Annotated in this window: 18 protein-coding genes; 16 read left to right on the plus strand and 2 right to left on the minus strand. The window is 46.3% G+C overall.

The features are described from left to right. Positions 1-63: 63 nt before the first annotated feature. Positions 64-765 carry a Bax inhibitor-1 family protein gene (locus JaK3_RS04295; RefSeq protein ID WP_068321114.1) on the minus strand — a complete coding sequence of 234 codons (702 nt, stop codon included), beginning with the start codon at positions 763-765 and terminating at the stop codon, positions 64-66. A 260-nt stretch (positions 766-1,025) separates the two neighbouring features. On the opposite strand from JaK3_RS04295, the gene ndk reads away from it, so the two are divergent. From ndk to JaK3_RS04370, 15 genes are all read left to right on the plus strand, one after another. Next, the gene (gene ndk, locus JaK3_RS04300; RefSeq protein ID WP_068321117.1) at positions 1,026-1,451 is read left to right on the plus strand and encodes a nucleoside-diphosphate kinase; all 426 of its coding nucleotides are present in this window, start codon (positions 1,026-1,028) and stop codon (positions 1,449-1,451) included. A 31-nt stretch (positions 1,452-1,482) separates the two neighbouring features. After that, entirely contained in the window at positions 1,483-2,679 is a 1,197-nt protein-coding gene (gene rlmN / locus JaK3_RS04305) for a dual-specificity RNA methyltransferase RlmN (RefSeq protein ID WP_082786368.1), read from the plus strand. Between the two features lie 26 nt (positions 2,680-2,705). After that, positions 2,706-3,974 carry a flavodoxin-dependent (E)-4-hydroxy-3-methylbut-2-enyl-diphosphate synthase gene (gene ispG / locus JaK3_RS04310; RefSeq protein WP_068321120.1) on the plus strand — a complete coding sequence of 423 codons (1,269 nt, stop codon included), beginning with the start codon at positions 2,706-2,708 and terminating at the stop codon, positions 3,972-3,974. Positions 3,975-4,002: 28 nt separating this feature from the next. Beyond that, entirely contained in the window at positions 4,003-5,331 is a 1,329-nt protein-coding gene (gene hisS, locus JaK3_RS04315) for a histidine--tRNA ligase (RefSeq protein WP_068321123.1), read from the plus strand. A 47-nt stretch (positions 5,332-5,378) separates the two neighbouring features. Continuing rightward, positions 5,379-6,038 carry a YfgM family protein gene (locus JaK3_RS04320; RefSeq protein ID WP_068321127.1) on the plus strand — a complete coding sequence of 220 codons (660 nt, stop codon included), beginning with the start codon at positions 5,379-5,381 and terminating at the stop codon, positions 6,036-6,038. Next, positions 6,038-7,195: an outer membrane protein assembly factor BamB gene (bamB, locus tag JaK3_RS04325; RefSeq protein ID WP_068321129.1), complete on the plus strand. Its 1,158-nt coding sequence runs from the start codon at positions 6,038-6,040 to the stop codon at positions 7,193-7,195. Before JaK3_RS04320 ends, bamB begins: the two co-directional genes overlap by 1 nt. Beyond that, positions 7,192-8,556 (plus strand): ribosome biogenesis GTPase Der, encoded by a 1,365-nt coding sequence (der, locus tag JaK3_RS04330; protein WP_068321132.1) that lies wholly within the window; start codon positions 7,192-7,194, stop codon positions 8,554-8,556. Before bamB ends, der begins: the two co-directional genes overlap by 4 nt. A 160-nt stretch (positions 8,557-8,716) precedes the next feature. Next, on the plus strand, positions 8,717-8,959 hold the full coding sequence (hfq, locus tag JaK3_RS04335) for an RNA chaperone Hfq (RefSeq protein ID WP_068321135.1): 243 nt from the start codon (positions 8,717-8,719) through the stop codon (positions 8,957-8,959). Then, on the plus strand, positions 8,952-10,193 hold the full coding sequence (gene hflX, locus JaK3_RS04340; protein WP_068321138.1) for a GTPase HflX: 1,242 nt from the start codon (positions 8,952-8,954) through the stop codon (positions 10,191-10,193). The genes hfq and hflX overlap by 8 nt, the downstream gene beginning before the upstream one ends. Further along, a complete protein-coding gene (gene hflK, locus JaK3_RS04345; RefSeq protein ID WP_068321142.1) occupies positions 10,183-11,670 on the plus strand; it encodes an FtsH protease activity modulator HflK in 1,488 nt (495 codons plus the stop codon). Before hflX ends, hflK begins: the two co-directional genes overlap by 11 nt. Further along, positions 11,670-12,539 (plus strand): protease modulator HflC, encoded by an 870-nt coding sequence (hflC, locus tag JaK3_RS04350; protein WP_068321145.1) that lies wholly within the window; start codon positions 11,670-11,672, stop codon positions 12,537-12,539. The genes hflK and hflC overlap by 1 nt, the downstream gene beginning before the upstream one ends. Before the next feature lie 20 nt (positions 12,540-12,559). Next, positions 12,560-13,723, plus strand: a complete 1,164-nt coding sequence (locus JaK3_RS04355) for an ATP phosphoribosyltransferase regulatory subunit (RefSeq protein WP_082786370.1) — start codon at positions 12,560-12,562, stop codon at positions 13,721-13,723. Between the two features lie 65 nt (positions 13,724-13,788). Further along, entirely contained in the window at positions 13,789-15,129 is a 1,341-nt protein-coding gene (locus JaK3_RS04360; RefSeq protein WP_068321152.1) for an adenylosuccinate synthase, read from the plus strand. A 55-nt stretch (positions 15,130-15,184) separates the two neighbouring features. Beyond that, positions 15,185-17,398 carry a malate synthase G gene (locus JaK3_RS04365; RefSeq protein WP_068321155.1) on the plus strand — a complete coding sequence of 738 codons (2,214 nt, stop codon included), beginning with the start codon at positions 15,185-15,187 and terminating at the stop codon, positions 17,396-17,398. 65 nt (positions 17,399-17,463) lie between these two features. After that, positions 17,464-17,985, plus strand: coding sequence for a hypothetical protein (locus JaK3_RS04370; RefSeq protein ID WP_240480886.1), 522 nt, complete (start codon positions 17,464-17,466; stop codon positions 17,983-17,985). Here the strand turns inward: JaK3_RS04370 and JaK3_RS04375 are convergent. Then, positions 17,951-18,466 carry a hypothetical protein gene (locus JaK3_RS04375; protein ID WP_068321162.1) on the minus strand — a complete coding sequence of 172 codons (516 nt, stop codon included), beginning with the start codon at positions 18,464-18,466 and terminating at the stop codon, positions 17,951-17,953. The genes JaK3_RS04370 and JaK3_RS04375 overlap by 35 nt on opposite strands. Before the next feature lie 90 nt (positions 18,467-18,556). Here JaK3_RS04375 and JaK3_RS04380 point away from each other — a divergent pair, with 90 nt between their 5' ends. After that, complete coding sequence (locus tag JaK3_RS04380; RefSeq protein WP_205627493.1) at positions 18,557-19,789, plus strand: MFS transporter; 1,233 nt, start codon at positions 18,557-18,559, stop codon at positions 19,787-19,789. Positions 19,790-19,799: the final 10 nt, after the last annotated feature.

A 19,799-nucleotide genomic window follows, 5' to 3' on the forward strand; every position in this document is an offset into this window, starting at 1 on the left:
AACAAATAAAAAGGCGCCTGCAGGCGCCTTCAGAGAACATCACACTTCTGTTCTAAGAATTACTTAATCTCTGTTACCGCCAACAATACCCAATAGGGCAAGTAAGTTGGTAAAGACGTTATACACATCCAAGTAAATAGCTAATGTAGCCATGATGTAGTTGGTCTCGCCTCCGTTGATCACGCGCTGTACATCAACCAAGATAAAGGCTGAGAAGATTGCAATAGCTAGAACCATCACAGTCAGCATCAAAGCAGGTAACTGCAGCCAGATGTTTGCTAATGAGGCAACGATCAAGAGCAGCACGCCAACCATGAGCCACTTGCCCATGCCAGCAAAGTCGCTCTTGCTTACAGTTGCAATGGTTGCCATAGTGGCGAAGATTGCAGCAGTGCCGCCGAATGACAACATGATGAGAGTTGCACCATTGCTATAGCTATTCAGTGTGTAGCCAACTAAGCGGGACATCATGATGCCCATGAAGAAGGTAAAGCCGAGGAGTAGGAGAACGCCTACACCGGTGTCTTTATTCTTTTCAATTGCCCAGAAGAAGCCAAAGGCAACTGCCATGAACACGATAAAGCCAATAAATGGGCTACCAGCGAAGAGATCCAATCCCATGGCAACACCGAGCCAGGCGCCAATGACAGTAGGCACCATGGATAGCGCTAGGAGCGCATAGGTATTACGGAGTACGCGGTTGCGTACTTGGACGGTACTAATTGAGCCGGTTTGGCCAAAGCCGTAAGAGTTCAGATCACTCATATTGACTCCTTCTTTTTCATAGTTATTACAAGAGCCCATATAGGGCTGTTGACAGTAAGTATAGACAAAACGCCTAAATTTCAAGCCCACATATGAAAGACCTACAAAATAAAGGCTTATGCCCTGTAAATTCAAGGGCTTAGCCCTACAGACATAGGGGTAAATACGGTCAGGCAATGTATAATTCGGGGGTCGCTGGAGTGGGGTGGCTTATAGCCCCAACCTGGCAAATACCTTTGAAATCACTATTGGAGTCTTGAATGGCAATTGAACGCACCCTTTCTATTATCAAACCTGATGCTGTCGCTAAAAACGTCATCGGCAAAATCTATGACCGTTTCGAATCTGCTGGTTTGAAGATCGTTGCTTCCAGAATGGCGCATTTGTCACAAAACGAAGCTGAGCAGTTCTATGGCGTTCACAAAGATCGTCCTTTCTTCAAAGACTTGGTGAGCTTCATGATCTCCGGTCCTGTCATGATTCAAGTTTTGCAAGGCGAAGGCGCTATTGCTAAGAATCGCGACTTGATGGGCGCGACCGATCCTAAGAAAGCAGAAAAAGGCACAATCCGTGCTGACTTTGCTGACAGCATTGATGCAAACGCTGTTCACGGTTCTGACGCTCCTGAAACAGCTGCTGTGGAAGTTGCTTTCTTCTTCCCTGGCATGAATGTTTTCAATCGTTAATCAGTAACCTATTTATCTATAAGTAGGCGCATTGACCTCCCCGCGCGTAAATCTCTTAGATTTTGACGCTGACCAAATGGCAGCGTATGTCGCGGGGTTGAATGAAAAGCCCTTTAGGGCAAAACAACTCATGCAGTGGATACATCAACGTGGTGTATCAGACATCAATGACATGAGTGATTTAGCAAAAAGCTTTAGAGCAACTTTGCTAGATAAAGCAGAAGTACTTTCTCTCCCTGTAATTAAAGATGAGCATGCGCTAGATGGCACCCGCAAATGGTTGCTGGACGTGGGTGCTGGCAATGCAGTGGAGTCTGTTTTTATTCCTGAGGATGATCGAGGCACTTTGTGCATCTCTTCTCAAGCGGGTTGTGCCGTTAATTGCCGTTTTTGCTCAACGGGGCATCAAGGCTTCTCGCGCAATCTCACTTCCGGTGAAATTATTGGGCAGCTCTGGTTTGCTGAGCATCTCTTACGCAATGATCCTGAAGCCATTCGCCGCATCGAAAAATTTCCTACTCCAGGTTGGGAACATACTGGTCGTGTGATTTCTAATGTGGTGATGATGGGAATGGGTGAGCCATTACTCAATTACGACAACGTTGTTTCTGCATTGCGCCTCATGCTTGATGACAGGGCTTATGGTTTGTCCCGCCGTCGTGTGACCGTTTCAACATCAGGCGTAGTGCCGATGATTGATCGTCTGGCGCAAGATTGTCCAGTGGCATTGGCAGTTTCCTTACATGCGCCGAATGACGCATTGCGTGATCAACTAGTGCCGTTGAATCAAAAATATCCTCTACGTGAATTGCTTGATGCTTGTGAGCGCTACTTGCCATTTGCACCAAGAGACTTTTTAACTTTTGAATATTGCATGCTCGATGGTGTGAATGACTCTGACATCCAGGCAAAAGAATTGGTGCGCTTGCTTAGAAACATTAAGTGCAAAATCAATCTCATTCCATTTAATCCGTTCCCAGAGTCTGGTCTCAAGCGTTCGTCAGCCCAGCGTGTGAATGCCTTTGCGGGCATTCTCCTAGATGCCGGCATGGTGGCGACAGTGCGCAAGACTCGTGGCGATGATATTGCTGCCGCCTGTGGCCAGTTGGCAGGGGATGTAGTCGATCGCACCCGAGTTCGTGAACGTGATGTCCACAGTGCCGAAATTGAAATTGCTGAAGTTGAATCAAATGAGCACCCAATTGAGTGGCTCAAAAAATTAAGTTAAAGATTAGATCCTAGTCAATAGAACCAATGAGCTCTAATAATTCTTTGCCACCACTACCGTTAGGTCCATCGCCTAAGCGCGCTACTCGTCAGGCAACTGTTGCCTGGAAAACCAACATCATTACTGTTGGAGGAGACGCTCCTGTTCGTGTGCAGTCTATGACGAATACCGATACTGCGGATGCGATTGGTACAGCAATTCAGGTAAAAGAATTGGCGCGCGCTGGTTCAGAGATGGTTCGTATTACCGTCAATACGCCAGAAGCTGCTGCTGCAGTTCCTTATATTCGTGAGCAGTTAGACAAAATGGATGTCTTGGTACCGCTCATTGGTGACTTCCACTACAACGGCCACACTTTATTAAATGATTTCCCAGAGTGCGCAAAGGCGCTCTCTAAGTACCGCATTAATCCAGGTAATGTAGGCAAGGGCGCGAAGCGTGATCCACAATTTGCCCAAATGATTGAAGCTGCATGTAAGTATGACAAACCGATTCGTATTGGTGTGAACTGGGGCAGCTTAGATCAAGACCTCTTGGCTTCGATCATGGATAGTAATGCGGCTTTAGTAGTCCCAAAAACAGCGCAAGAAGTGATGATTGAGGCTTTGATTCAGTCTGCTTTGCAGTCTGCAGAAAAAGCGGTTGAGTTGGGTATGAACCCTGATCAAATTTTGTTGTCTTGCAAGGTAAGTAATGTGCAGGACTTGGTTGCGGTATATCGTGATCTCTCTCGTCGCTCTGACTATCCATTGCATTTGGGTTTAACCGAAGCGGGTATGGGTAGCAAGGGTATTGTTTCTTCAACCGCCGCAATGGGCATCTTGTTGCAAGAAGGTATTGGCGACACGATTCGAGTTTCGCTAACACCTGATCCAGGTGCTCCTCGCGAAAACGAAGTCATTGTTGCGCAGGAGATATTACAAACCATGGGCTTGCGTAATTTCACGCCGATGGTGATTGCTTGCCCAGGTTGCGGTAGAACAACTAGTACCACTTTCCAAGAATTAGCAGCCAATATTCAGTCCTACTTACGTCAACAAATGCCGGTTTGGAAGAAAACCCATCCTGGTGTTGAGAATATGAATGTGGCCGTCATGGGATGCATCGTCAATGGCCCAGGTGAGAGTAAGCATGCCAATATTGGTATTTCCTTGCCAGGTACAGGAGAAGCCCCGGCCGCCCCAGTGTTTGTAGATGGGGTTAAAGTAAAAACGCTGCGTGGTGAGAGAATTGCCGAAGAGTTTCAGGTGATTGTGGATGAATACGTCAAACAAAACTACGCGGCTAAGATTTAAATAAAGCAATAACAAAACAATAATAAAAATGACTGATCAAAACGCACAAGCTAAAGTTCAAAAAACGCAGAAGATTAACGGCGTACGCGGCATGAATGATTTGCTGCCAGCCGATGCTGCTCAGTGGGCGCATCTTGAACATGTTTTGCGTGACCTCACGCGCGCTTATGGCTATGAGTTTTTGAGAACGCCTATTGTGGAAGCAACGGCAGTATTTCAGCGCGGCATTGGTGAGGTGACCGATATCGTTGAGAAGGAAATGTATTCGTTTGAAGATCGCTTGAATGGCGAGCAACTGACTTTGCGCCCTGAAGGTACTGCTGCATTAGTACGTTCCGTGATTGAAAACAATTTACTGTATGAAGGGCCTAAGCGTCTTTGGTATACAGGCCCGATGTTCCGCCATGAGCGTCCACAGCGTGGTCGTTATCGCCAGTTCCACCAGTTCGGTATTGAAGCCTTGGGCTTTGCTGGGCCTGATATCGATGCAGAAATTATTCTCATGGGTCAGCGCCTATGGGATGAGCTTGGTCTGAAGGGCGTTCGTTTAGAGATTAACTCTCTTGGTCAAGCGCCAGAGCGCGCAGAGCATCGTGCAGCCCTGGTAACGTATTTCGAGCAAAACAAAGCGCAGTTGGACGAAGACTCACAACGTCGTCTGATTACAAATCCTTTGCGCATTTTGGATTCTAAGAATCCAGAGATGCAGACTTTGATCGAGGGCGCGCCGAAGTTGTTGGATTTCTTGGGTGAAGAGTCGCTGAAGCATTTTAATGCGGTACAAGCTTTGCTTAAGGCGAATAACATTCCTTGCAAAATTAATCCTCGCTTAGTTCGTGGCTTAGATTATTACAACCTCACTGTATTTGAGTGGGTAACCGATGAGTTAGGTGCACAAGGCACTATCGCCGGTGGTGGTCGCTATGACCCCTTAATTGAACGTATGGGTGGTAAAGCTGCTCCCGCATGTGGTTGGGCGATGGGTATGGAACGCGTTCTTGAGCTCATGAAAGTTTCTGGCTCATTGCCGGAAACTCAGGCGCAATGCGATATATTTGTTTTGCACCAGGGCGGCGAAACTTTAACTGCTGCCATGATTATTGCCGAGCGTTTACGTAGCGCCGGCATTGATACCATTCTTTTCTGCCCTCCAGACGGTCAATCCGCTAGCTTTAAGTCCCAAATGAAGAAGGCGGATAGTAGTGGGGCTGCCTTTGCGGTCATTATTGGCCCTGATGAATTGGCTAAGAACGAGGCTCAACTCAAGGATCTGCGAGGTACAGGTGAACAGAAGTCTGTTCCTTTGGATGATGTCTTGGGGGCAGCAATTGATGCCCTGGTAGGCGCCTCCGAATAGAATTAGCCTAATACTTATAAATTACTTATTAATTAGTTTGGATTGACATGCCTTTAGATCTAGAAGAACAAGAACAATTAGACCAATTCAAAGCGTTTTGGCAAAAATATCGCAATCTCATTACAGGCGTGATTACTGCTGCTTTATTTGCCTATGCTGCTTATAGTGGTTATCAGTGGTGGCGCAATAGTCAGGCGCTTGAAGCCTCCAAATTATATGAAACGATGGTTGGTGCAATCGCTAAGGGCGATAAAGATCAAACCTTGCGCGCTGCAGATGATTTGCAAAAAGATTTTGGTCGTACACCGTATGCGGCGATGTCTAGCTTAATTGCTGCTCGTATCGTATCAGATGCTGGTGATGGCAATAAAGCTTTAGATTATTTGCGTTGGGCTGCTAAGAATGCTTCTAACGATGGCTACTTGGCATTGGCAAAGTTACGTTTAGTGACGCAGTTAATTGAGCTGGGCGGAGAAAAGGATTTCGCTGAGGCAGATCAAATTCTGAATCAGAAACCTGTCGCTGGTTTTGAGTCCCTCTGGCTTGAGCGTCGTGGCGATTGGTATTTGGCACAAAAGAAAAATGATCAAGCAAAGCAGAGTTATCAAGAGGCTTGGAAGAAGTTAGATCAAGCAAAAGAATTTCCAGAGGAGGCGCGTCGCCTCTTGAAGGTTAAATTGGATGCTGTTGGAGGAGTTTCTCAGTGATGACTAAAGAGATGAAGCGTTTGCCGATGCGCCTAGGCGCTGCCTTGATATTGGGTTCCGTGGTAATAGCTTTAGTCGCTTGTTCTGGCAGCTCTCGCGTGAGAAAGCCTGCTGAACTGACTACGGTTACGAATCAATTTGATTTGCAGCCAGTATGGTCCGCTAGCATAGGTTCATCAGAAGGCTTTAACTTTCATCCTATTGTTGCTGGCGACGCTGTATATGTTGCTTCTCATCGAGGTAACTTAGCCAAAATTGATTTGGCTTCAGGCAACAAGGTGTGGGAAGCTTCTGTTCCTGAGCGCTTATCAGTTGGCCCCGGTTCTGATGGTCGCACCACGGTTGCTGTAACTACCAAAGGCACTGTCTATGCTTATGACGACACAGGCAAGCAGATTTGGAAAGTCAGTGTCGGCAGTGAAGTATTGAGTGAGCCAGTAGTTGCGGGTGGCGTAGTGATTGTGCGCGCTCTAGACAATCGTTTTGTTGGGTTGGATGCGCAAACTGGCGCCAAAAAATGGACCTATCAGCGTCAGCAGTCCGCTTTGTCATTGCGTGTAGGTTATGGCATGTTGGCTATTGGTAACGAGGTGATTGTTACTGGCTTTGCGGGTGGACGTTTTGGCATGATTGCGATTGCCAATGGCGGTTTAGTGTGGGAGACCCCGGTATCGTTTCCAAAAGGATTTTCAGAAATTGAGCGCTTGAATGACGTTACTGCTAAACCTAGTATGGAAGGCGAGATTCTCTGCGCGGTTTCTTATCAAGGCCGCATTGGTTGCGGTCAGGCGCGTACAGGCAATCTTTTATGGTTTAAGGATTACTCAAGCTATACCGGTACTTCCCAAAGTACGGACATGGTTTTCTCGGCCAACGATAAATCCTATGTCACTGCTTTTGCAACTAAGGACGGCACTCAGGTTTGGGAAAATACTCAGTTAATTTACCGTGACGTCGGTGAGTCGCTTGCAGTGGGTAGAGTTTTGTTAATGGGTGATGCTCAAGGTTACATCCATGCATTTTCACAGGCGAATGGTGAGATGGTTGCACGTATTCGTCACGACAGTAGTCCAATCTCGGCTGCCCCTATTGCGGTAGGTGGCCTCATCTTGGTTCAATCTCAAGGTGGAAAAATAGCGGCGTACAGTCCAAAATGAATCCAGTCATCACTATCGTCGGTCGTCCTAATGTAGGGAAGTCGACTCTCTTTAATCGCTTAACGCGTTCACGTGATGCATTGGTGGCCGATTTTTCTGGCTTAACCAGAGATCGACACTACGGCAAAGGCCGCATTGGTGAGCGCGCATTTATTTGCGTAGACACTGGTGGTTTTGAGCCTGTTGCAAAGACCGGCATCGTTGCTGAAATGGCAAAACAAACTAAGCAGGCCGTTGCTGAATCTGACATTGTGATTTTCTTGGTCGATGGTCGCTTAGGAATGGCGCCACAAGATCGTGTCATCGCAGACTTCTTGCGTAAGACCGGTCGCCCAGTCATTCTGGCTGTCAATAAAACTGAAGGCATGCAAGCCGGCGTTGTCACGGCAGACTTTCATGAGTTGGGTTTAGGTGAGCCTTTCCCAATTTCTTCTGCTCACGGTGATGGTGTGCGTGGTTTGATTGATGATGCATTGGATTCTCTAGGCATCGCAGAACCAGATGAAGATGAATTAGCAAACGATCCAAATCGCCCAATGAAGATTGCGGTGGTGGGTCGTCCAAACGTGGGTAAATCCACATTGATCAATAAGTTGATCGGTGAAGAGCGTGTTATTGCATTTGATATGCCAGGTACAACGCGCGATGCGATTGAGGTTCCCTTTGAGCGCAACGGCAAGCCATACATTCTGGTTGATACCGCAGGTCTGCGTCGCCGTGGCAAAGTATTTGAAGCGATTGAAAAGTTTTCTGTTGTTAAGACCTTGCAAGCAATTGCTGACTGTAATGTCGTGATTTTGATGTTGGATGCGCAACAAGATATTTCTGAGCAAGATGCCCATATCGCAGGATTTATTGTTGAAGCTGGCCGTGCGCTAGTGGTGGCAGTGAATAAGTGGGATGGTATTGATGCGTACGTAAAAGAACGCGCTCGCTTAGAGATTGCACAAAAACTACGTTTCTTAGATTTTGCAAACGTTCATCCGATCTCAGCCAAAAAAGGCACAGGTCTTAAAGAGCTCTTTAAAGACGTAGATTCTGCATACGCTGCTGCTATGGCTAAGTTGCCGACTCCACGTTTGACTCGTATCTTGCAAGAAGCAATTGAGCATCAGCAGCCAAAACGCGTTGGCATGGGACGTCCTAAATTGCGTTATGCCCATCAAGGGGGCATGAACCCCCCAATTGTGGTCATTCATGGCACATCCTTGAGTGGGGTCACTGATAGCTACAAGCGATACTTAGAAGGTCGCTTTAGGGACGTCTTTAAGTTACGCGGTACGCCTTTGCGGATTCAGATGAATACCGCCAAAAACCCCTACGTGGATGCTGATAAAAGCAAAAAGGGCAAAAAGCGTTAATTTGGGATAAGCTTTTACCTTCAAGTTGATATGGGCTTGATTTTTTCGTAAATCAGACCAATATAGAGGGCTCGAGTAGAGGTTGTCGTAAAGATTGATATTTAATTAAAAAAGCAAGACTCCGAAAAAAGTAGTTCAGAAAAGATAAATAAGGGGCAGTATGAATAACAAACAAATTCAATTACTTCAGGATCCATTTCTCAATGCACTGCGCAAAGAGCACGTACCTGTTTCGATCTATCTCGTAAACGGCATCAAGTTGCAGGGCAATATTGAGTCTTTTGATCAGTATGTTGTCCTCTTACGCAACACCGTGACGCAGATGGTTTACAAACATGCAATCTCGACGATTGTTCCTGCTCGTGCGATTGATTTCCGTTTAGAAGAAGCTAGCCCTGTATAAAACTGGAGTAGATGCGGCACGCGCTGTTCTGGTTGGAGTAGACACAGGGCGCGAAGATTTTGCTGACAGCATGGCTGAGCTCAGTCTTTTAGCTGATAGCGCTGGATCCATACCCGCAGCCAGTGTGATTGCCCGCAAAGGCAAGACAGATCCTGCTTTATTCATTGGTTCAGGCAAGGCCAATGAACTCAAAAGGGTCATGGAAGAGCAGGGCGCAGAACTAGCAATCTTTAATCATCCCTTATCTCCAACGCAGCAACGAAATTTAGAGCGTCACATTGGATTTCATGTGATGGATCGCACCGGTTTGATTTTGGACATCTTTAGTCAAAGAGCGCAAAGTCACATTGGTAAGACACAGGTTGAACTTGCGCAAGTGCGTTATCGCATGTCTCGATTGGTAAGAGCATGGAGTCACTTAGAGCGTCAGCGTGGTGGTATTGGTGTGCGCGGTGGCCCTGGTGAAACGCAAATGGAGTTGGACCGCCGGATGTTGGCAACCAAGGCCAAGCGTCTTGAGAATGAATTAGAAAAGCTACAGCGCCAACAAAGAACCCAAAGACGTGCTCGAAACCGCAAGGATGTGTTTTCAGTCTCTTTGGTGGGATACACCAATGCGGGCAAATCCACCCTTTTTAATGCCCTAACCAAAGCAGGGACATACGCGGCTGATCAGTTATTTGCCACCCTGGATACTACCTCCAGAAGGGTCCATTTGGATGGGGTTGGGTCAATCGTGGTCTCCGATACGGTGGGATTTATCCGAGATTTGCCCCATCAGCTGGTAGAAGCTTTTAGGGCAACCCTGGATGAAACCATTCATGCCGACCTGATTTTGCATGTCATAGACGCCTGTAGCCCCGTAGCTAGGGAGCAAAAGGCTGAAGTTGAGGCCGTTTTGGAGGAAATTGGGGCCGATGACATCCCTAGGATTGAGGTAATGAACAAAATTGACCTCATGCCTCAAACCTTTACCCGTGGGGCTGTTTTAGAGCGGGATGGGCAAGGCTTTCCTAGTCAGGTTTTCCTGTCGGCCCAGTCCGGCTTAGGGCTTGATTTACTTCGTTCAGCCCTCGCCGAATGCTCTCAAATGACTGATAGAATAAGGGTCGAGCACAACCGTGCCAAGAAACAATTGGCCCCGGATGAGTTTTTAGAGCCTTTACCTGAACGACCAGAAACTTCTGAATTTAATCCGATTTCCAACCCGAGCTATTTTTCTAATGACGCGTAAATTTCTAGGACTGTTTTCGGTCAATGACCCCGGATGGGGTAATAGCCACAATTCCGGTGGATCCAAAGATGCTAAAGATGGGCAGGGGGGCGATCAAGTTCCAAAAGCCGATCCAGAAACCAATCAGCCGGTAGAGACTCGACCAACAGGTCAGCCAAATAAGTCAGACGGTCCTCCAGATTTGGATGAGCTCTGGAGAGATTTCAACGACAGAATTGCTGGCATTTTTGGTGGCAAAAAATCTCCTGGCGCAGCTAGCAAGCCATCTAATAAGCCGAATAGCACTGACATTCCCCCGCCTTCTCAACGAGGTGGTGGTAGCGGTGGCAATGGTGGTGGAAGCGGTGGCTTCAGTGCGCCAAATCTCAACTTTAGCAATCCATTTGGATCAAAGGCAAGCATCCTGATTGCAGGTGCAGTTGTCTTCTTCATGTGGGTTTGCAGTGGCTTCTTCATTATTCAAGAGGGTCAAGCAGGTGTCATCCTTACTTTTGGTAAGTATGACTACACCGCAAAGCCAGGTATTAACTGGCGTATGCCATGGCCAATCCAGTCTGAAGAGACGGTGAACTTATCAGGTGTTCGTTCTGTAGAAGTAGGGCGCCCAGTCTTAATCAAAGCGACGAATCAAAAAGATTCTTCTATGCTGACTGAGGATGAAAACATTATCGATGTGCGCTTTGCTGTGCAATATCGCCTGAAAGATCCTACTGATTATTTATTTAACAATCGCGATCCTGATGCCGCAGTAGTACAAGCTGCAGAAACAGCCGTCCGCGAAATCGTTGCACGCAGCAAGATGGATACCGTGCTGTATGAAGGTCGTGAAAAGATCGGCATTGATTTAGCAAACTCTATTCAGAAGATTTTGGATAGCTACAAGACTGGTATCTATGTGACTAGCGTGACTGTGCAAAACGTTCAGCCACCGGAGCAGGTGCAAGCAGCCTTTGATGACGCAGTGAAAGCTGGTCAAGACCAAGAGCGCTTAAAGAGCGAGGGTCAGGCATATGCGAATGACATTATTCCAAGAGCTAAAGGTACTGCCGAACGTCTGATTCAAGAGGCTGAAGGCTATAAGGCCCGTGTAGTAGCTACCGCAGAAGGCGATGCCACACGCTTCAAACAAGTTTTGGTTGAGTACTCTAAGGCTCCTCAAGTGACGCGTGATCGTATGTATATCGATAGCATGCGTGAGATGTACAACAACGTTACTAAGATTCTGGTTGACACCACTAAGAGCAATAGCCTTTTATATCTCCCGCTCGATAAGATCGTTGCACAGGTGAGTGCAGAAAGCGCTCAAGCTGCCAATGCACAGGTTCAATCTGGAGCAACTACTCCAACGGGAAGTGTGACAGTAGGCGGTGCTACTGGTTCAAGTGCATCCACCTCATCCTCTAGCGCCACTTCAACTAACAATAATTCCGCCGATAAGCGTGATGGCCTCCGTAGTCGCGATAGGGAGTCTAGATAATGAATGCAAATCGTTTAATTGCGGCAGGCATTGGCTTTGTTGCACTCATTTATGTCTTGTCCTCGAGCATCTTTGTTGTGGATCAGCGTAAGTATGCTGTGGTGTTTTCTTTTGGACAGATAGTTCGTGTGATTGAGAATCCTGGCATCCAAGTTAAGTTGCCGGCACCATTTGAAAGTGTTCGTTTCTTTGACCGCCGTATTTTGACAATCGACAATCCAGAAGCGGAGCGTTTCATTACAGCTGAGAAGAAAAACTTGCTGGTAGATTCTTATGTGAAATGGCGCATTGTCGATCCACGTAAGTTCTTCATTAGCTTTAAGGGTGATGAGCGCTTGGCGCAGGATCGCTTGACTCAGTTGGTTCGCTCAGCTTTAAATGAAGAGTTCACCAAGCGCACTGTGCGTGAGTTGATTTCTGATCAGCGTGAAGAGGTAATGCAGGGTATACGCAAAAAGGTTGCGGATGACGCATCTGATATAGGCGTTGAGATTGTGGACGTGCGCTTAAAGCGTGTTGACCTATTGGCTGAAATTAGTGATTCTGTTTATCGCCGCATGGAGGCAGAGCGCAAGCGTGTTGCTAATGAGTTGCGCTCCATGGGTGCTGCTGAATCAGACAAGATTCGCGCAAATGCAGAACGTCAACGCGATACGATTTTGGCAGAAGCCTATCGTGATGCGCAAAAAATTAAGGGAGCAGGTGATGCTAAAGCGACTGCACTCTATGCAGAAGCGTTTGGTCGTGATCCTCAGTTTGCTCAGTTCTATCAGAGCCTAGAGGCGTATAGAAGTTCTTTCAAGGATAAGAAAGACGTGATGGTGGTTGAGCCGACTGGTGAGTTCTTCAAGTTCCTGCACAAAAAATAAGAAAGCAAATAGTTCACATTATGAATCGCTGGTTACTTCCTGAAGATATTGCAGATGTTTTGCCTGCTGAGGCTCGCAAAGTTGAGTCTTTGCGTCGTGCCGTTTTGGATTTATATCAGTCTTATGGTTATGAATTAGTTGCTCCTCCAATCTTGGAGTTCTTGGATTCTTTATTAACTGGTACCGGCTCAGATCTCAATCTTCAGACCTTTAAGTTGGTTGATCAGTTATCTGGCCGTACCTTGGGTTTGCGTGCAGATATGACACCCCAGGTAGCACGCATTGATGCGCACCTCTTAAATCGCGCTGGGGTTACCCGTCTCTGTTATGCGGGCTCTGTAGCGCACGCTCGCACTCCAGTGGGCAGCTCTGCTCGTGAAGAATTGCAGTTGGGCGCTGAGATTTATGGATGCTCCACTTGGGAAGCGGATTTAGAGGCTATTACTCTATTGCTTAAAACATTGTCTGTTGCCGGTTTGGAGAAGGTCTACATAGATTTGTCCCACGCTGGCATTTTGGCTGGCATCCTAGATGGTCAGAACTTAAATAAAGAAACGGTTGAAGCTTTGTATGGCCTCTTGCAAAGCAAAGATCGTCCACGTCTGACTCAATGGGCAACTTGCTTGCCAACTAATATTGCAAAAGCGCTGATAACTTTGACAGAGTTGAACGGTCCCTGTGCAGAAGTGCTGGCAAATGCAAAAAAAGACTTGCCTAAGCATGCTGCCATTGATCAGGCTTTATTGGATCTAGAGCGTTTAGTGTCTGCTGCAGAAAAGCTATCTGGCAATTTAGAGCTCAGTATTGATTTGGCCGATTTGCGTGGCTATCAGTATCACAGTGGTGTGATGTTTGCCGCTTATGTTGATCAATTACCGCAGCCGATTGCAAGAGGCGGTCGCTATGATCATGTTGGCCAAGCCTTTGGACGTCCACGTCCTGCTACTGGTTTTTCTTTGGATCTGCTAACGCTAGCAAGCTTGTCGCCTTTAAGCATTCGCAAGCTGGCAATCATTGCCCCTTGGACCGAGGATGTTGAATTAAGCAAGGCTATCGCCACCCTCAGAGGTCAGGGCGAGGTAGTGATACAAGTTCCAGCAGGCACAACCCTTGAGGCTGCCGAATACGAATGTGACCGAGAGTTGGTGAAGCAGGGCAACTCTTGGGAAGTAAAAAAGAAGTAAGGCAGCAATTAAATTAAAGCAGTGAGCAGTTAACTTATTTTGTAATTATCTTTTTGGATTTCATTATGTCTTCAAAGCAGCAAGCTAAAGGTCGTAACGTAGTTGTCATTGGCACCCAGTGGGGTGATGAAGGCAAAGGTAAGGTGGTAGATTGGTTAACTGATCATGCACAAGCAGTGGTTCGCTTCCAGGGTGGCCATAATGCTGGTCATACTTTGATCATCGGCGATAAGAAAACAATTCTGCGATTGATTCCATCTGGAATCATGCATAAGTCTGTTATTTGCTACATCGGCAATGGCGTAGTTCTTTCACCAGAAGCCCTCTTCAAAGAAATTGGCGAATTAGAAGCTGCAGGCTTAGATGTTCAATCACGTCTCAAAATCTCTGAAGCAACTACATTGATTTTGCCGTACCACGTAGCAATCGACCATGCACGCGAGAAGAAGCGCGGCGAAGCAAAGATTGGTACAACTGGCCGTGGCATTGGACCAGCTTACGAGGATAAAGTAGCGCGTCGTGCATTGCGTGTACAAGATTTGTTCTACCCAGAAAAATTTGCAGCGCAGTTGCGTGAGAACTTGGAATATCACAATTTCATACTCACTAATTACTACGGCGCAGATCCAGTGAACTACGAGAAGACATTGGCTGAAGCGATGTCTTACGCAGAGCGCCTTAAGCCAATGGTGGTGGATGTCTCCAGTGCTTTGTATGCTGCTGAGCAATCTGGTCAGAATTTGTTGTTTGAAGGTGCCCAGGGCACATTATTAGATATCGACCACGGTACTTACCCATATGTAACATCCAGTAACTGCGTAGCAGGTAATGCTGCTGCTGGTTCAGGCGTTGGACCAGATTCATTGCAATATATTTTGGGTATTACTAAAGCCTATTGCACCCGTGTTGGTGCAGGCCCGTTCCCAAGCGAACTCTATGACCATGACAACCCTGCTAAACAAGATCCAGTTGGAGTACGTTTAGCTGAAGTGGGTAAAGAATTTGGTTCTGTCACTGGACGTCCTCGCCGTACTGGTTGGTTAGATGCTGCTGCATTGAAGCGCTCCATTCAGATCAACGGCTTGTCTGGTCTTTGTATTACTAAGTTAGATGTTCTGGATGGTTTTGAAACCATTCGCTTATGTGTTGGCTACAACCTCGATGGTAAGAAGTTGGATGTATTGCCACGTGGTGCAGAAGCAGTAGCCCGCTGCGAACCAATCTATGAAGATTTCCCAGGCTGGAAGGGCACAACCTTTGGTATCCGAGAGTGGAGCAAACTGCCTGTTGAGGCACAAAACTTCCTGCGTCGTATCGAGGAAGTGGCTGGTAAGCCAATCGCAATGGTGTCTACTGGCCCAGAGCGTGATGAAACCATTCTCCTCCAGCATCCTTTTCAGGATTAATGGAAAATAATCGATTCGATTTAATTTATTAACTTTTGTATAAGAAGATAACAACATGACTGCGCGCACTACCTGCAATAGCCTTCAAGTGGCAACCCCTTTATATCGTTTTATCGAAGACAAAGTACTCCCAGGTACCGGTATTAAGAGTGCTGACTTTTGGAAGGGTTTTGATGAAATCGTTAAAGATCTCACTCCAAAAAATGAAGCCTTGCTAGCTAAACGTGATCGCATTCAGGCAGATTTGGATAAATGGCATCAAGCCAATCCAGGCCCAATCAAAGATATGCCTGCGTATCGCAAGTTTTTGAAAGAGATTGATTATCTCGTTGATGTTCCAGGAAAAATTACTGCAACCACCAAGAATGTTGATGATGAGCTGGCTCTTCAAGCCGGCCCTCAATTAGTGGTTCCGGTTCTCAATGCGCGCTATGCATTGAATGCCGCTAATGCGCGTTGGGGTTCTTTATATGATGCCCTTTATGGTACTGACGTTCTCTCTGAAGAAGATGGCGCCACTAAGGCAGGCGCTTACAACCCAATTCGTGGTGCAAAGGTAGTTGCTTACGCACGTAACTTCTTGGATCAGTCGGCCCCCTTGGCTAAAGGCTCGCACCGTGACTCTGTTGCCTACACAGTTGATGGAAATAAGTTGGTAGTTAAGTTAAAAGATGGCACAACAACTGGTTTGGCTGACGAGAAGCAATTTGTTGGTTATCAAGGCGAGACTTCAGCACCAAGCTCAATCCTCTTGCGTAACAACGGCATTCATATTGATATCGAAATCAATAAGAGCAAAACGATTGGTGCAAGCGATCCTGCTGGAATCAATGATGTTGTATTGGAAGCCGCGCTTTCCACTATTTTGGATTTGGAAGACTCAATTGCTGCGGTGGATGGCGATGACAAAGTTCTTGCCTATGAAAACTGGTTAGGCATCCTCAAGGGAACTTTGGTTGAAGAAGTGAAGAAGGGTGATAAGACGATTACTCGTGCACTCAACCCGGACCGTAAATACAAAGCCGGCATTGGTGCTGTTGATGCAAAAGATGGCGTTGTGACATTACATGGCCGTTCACTCTTGTTCCTCCGTAACGTTGGTCATTTGATGACTAACCCAGCCATCATCACCGGCGAAGGTAAAGAAATCTACGAAGGTATCCTGGATGCGGTAGTGACTGTATTGATTGCCTTGTACGATATCAATCGTCCAGCAAGCCAAGCTATTGGCAATACACGTAAGGGTTCTGTTTATATCGTTAAGCCAAAAATGCATAGCCCTGAAGAAGTGGCTTTTGCAGGCGAATTGTTTAGCCGCGTTGAAAAATTACTCGGCTTGCCAGCTGATACTGTGAAACTTGGCATCATGGACGAAGAGCGTCGCATGAGCGCGAACATCAAAGCGGCGATTGCTGCTGCTGGTGCACGTGTTGCCTTTATTAATACTGGCTTCTTGGATCGCACTGGCGATGAGATGCACACTGCAATGTATGCAGGTCCAATGATGCGCAAGGGTGATATGAAAACCAGCAAGTGGTTGTCAGCCTATGAGCGTCGTAACGTATTTGCAGGTTTAGATTGTGGTTTGCGTGGCCGCGCTCAAATCGGCAAAGGTATGTGGGCAATGCCAGACATGATGAAAGCTATGGTTGAGCAAAAGATTGTTCATCCAAAAGCGGGTGCAAATACTGCTTGGGTTCCATCTCCAACGGCTGCTACCTTGCATGCACTTCATTACCATCAAGTAAACGTAGCTGAACTCCAAAAGGAAATGGAAAAGCTTGATACTCAAGCTGAAGCTGAAGCCTTAATCAATGATTTGTTGACCATTCCAGTTGTGGAGAAGGCTAACTGGTCTAAAGAAGAGATTCAGCAGGAGTTGGACAACAATTGCCAAGGCATTTTGGGTTATGTGGTTCGCTGGATCGATCAAGGCGTTGGTTGCTCTAAGGTCCCTGATATTCATAACGTAGGTTTGATGGAAGACCGTGCAACTTTGCGTATCTCTAGTCAGCATATTGCTAACTGGCTGCTCAACGGCATTGTGACTGCAGACCAAGTGAATGAAACTTTGCAGCGTATGGCTAAAGTGGTTGATGGCCAGAATGCTGGCGATCCTTTGTACAAGCCAATGATGCCAAATTACAAAGATTCTTATGCCTACAAAGCAGCAAGTGACTTGATTTTCAAAGGTCTTGAGCAGCCTAATGGCTACACCGAGCCTTTGTTGCACGCTTGGCGTTTAGAAGTGAAGAAGGCTCACGCTTAATTCTTCTTTAGCGCTCTAGATAAGAATGGATTTGCCCACAAAGCAAATCCATTTTTTATTAGCCCATGTCTATGTTCGGATTTCTGAACCCCTTCTCTAAAACTCACTCCAGGTATTCATTTCGGTTAAATGATGGTGGTAGGGAGAAGGCTGGCTTTAAAGGTGGGGCAGGGGATTGCGTTGTTAGATCAATTGCGATTGCAGCGAATCTTCCCTATATGCAAGTGTATGAAGATCTCAGGCTTGCCAACGAAAGATATGCGCAAGTCAAAAACGATCGTCTTGCTAAGAGGTTAAGTATCAAAGGGGCCTCGCCCAGAAACGGTAATCACCGTAATGTTTTTCATGATTACATCTTGGCTCAGGGATTTGAGTGGGTGCCAACTATGAAGATAGGCGCAGGTTGCCAGGTTCACTTGCGACCGGATGAGTTGCCCAATGGAGTTCTCATAGCCAAGGTTTCTAAGCATCTCACCACCATCATTGATGGGGTGATTCATGACACACACGATCCATCGCGAGATGGAAATCGCTGTGTCTATGGCTACTACATTAAGAAGCGCCAGGATCTTTTTGGTGGTGCTTGAGATTCCAAGCGGCTTTATATGAATTGGTCATGCCAATCATAGTAGAGGTAGTCCAAGCCACTGAAAATAATCCAGAAAAAGAAATAAAGAAGGCAAGACTCTTCCAGCCAGCCGGCAATATATCCTCCACGAAGCCTACTGTGGTGTAGCAACTGCCCACGAAAAGCAAGGTTTGAATACCATCATTCATGATGCCAAGTGCCATGACATAAAGCGACCAAATAATAATTTCACTAATATGGATCAGGGCAATAAAGAAAAATGATGCATAAAAATGAAAAAATACGCGGTTATATTGCTTAAATTTAAGATTCCCATTCGTTAGTCTTTCAAAACGCAGCATGATGTAATTAATCGCACTGCCATGAAAGAGAAGAATCAGGAGTAAGCCAAAAACTCCATAAAAGGTATCTCTAATCAGAGGTAGAAGTGGGATTCCGCCTAGTGTTGATTGGGTAATGATTTCAGTAGAAATGGACATAAGTTAGGCGAATTTCATTTGGTTTAAGGCAGGCAAATTTCCTTATCAGGGTTGATAATGTCATATTGATTAAGCCAAGTAAAGCATCCCTTGAATACCGCCACTCATATGACTGAAACCAAGAAGCGAGAACGCTTCTTTTTGTTTTCTTTGGCGGGCATACAGTTCACCCATATCTTGGATTTCATGATCATGATGCCTTTGGGCCCTGAATTTATTCGGGAGCTCAACATCAACACGCATCAATTTGGTTTATTGCTTTCTTCTTATACTTTTGCCGCAGCTGCCGCTGGTATTTTGGCAACCTATTACGTAGACCGATTTGAGCGTAGGCAACTTCTATTAAGTTTGTATGCACTCTTTATCATCGCCACTTTTGCTTGTGGCTTAGCCCCTAACTATGAAGCGCTCTTTATTGCTCGCGCATTTGCCGGTGCCTTTGGCGGTATCCTAGGATCCCTAGTACAAACCATTGTTGCTGACTCAATTCCATTTGAGCGAAGGGGTAAGGCGCTAGGTACAGTAATGGCTGCATTTTCAGTATCGACAGTTGCAGGAGTTCCTCTGGGATTATTTCTTGCGAACCATATTCCAAGCTTGGGTTGGCGCGCACCATTCTTTTTTATTGCCTTAATTTCAAGTCTGATTCTTTATTTGGGCTATCGCAATATTCCCAAGATCGCGGGGCATTTGGATCATGTTCATGAAGGCAGTCGACTGAGTCAGGTTTTGAAGATCTTGATTGCACCACAGCATGTCAAAGCTTTTATCTTCATGGCGCTCATTATGATTACAGGGTTCTCGGTCATCCCCTATATCGCACTGTATTTCACCTCCAATGTTGGAATTAGTAACTCCTATATTTCGTTAATTTATTTGTGCGGCGGTGTAGCCACCCTGATGAGCTCCCGTTTTATAGGGCATATGTCTGATAAGTATGGAAAAGTTACCGTTTTCAGAGTCCTGGCTATTGTGAGTCTTGTACCACTCTTGGTAACAACTAATTTACCGGTAACGCCACTGTGGATTGTGCTGATTAACTCAACCGCATTTTTCATTCTGGTATCTGGTCGAATGATTCCGGCAATGGCAATGGTGAGCCAAGTGGTTGAAAACAAGATTCGTGGAACCTTTATGAGTTTGGTTGGCTCAGTACAAATGCTGTCCTCAGGAATTGCTTCGGTTTTGGCTGGTTGGATAGTCACCATTGGGCCTGATGGCATGATGCAGCACTACAACCTCGTGGGCTATGGTGCCGCAATTTGCGGGTTGCTCACCTTCTGGCTGGTAGGATATATTCATTCTGATACGAAAAAAGCATAAGGAGATACCT

The organism is Polynucleobacter yangtzensis (assembly GCF_001595965.1).
GTDB lineage: Bacteria > Pseudomonadota > Gammaproteobacteria > Burkholderiales > Burkholderiaceae > Polynucleobacter > Polynucleobacter yangtzensis.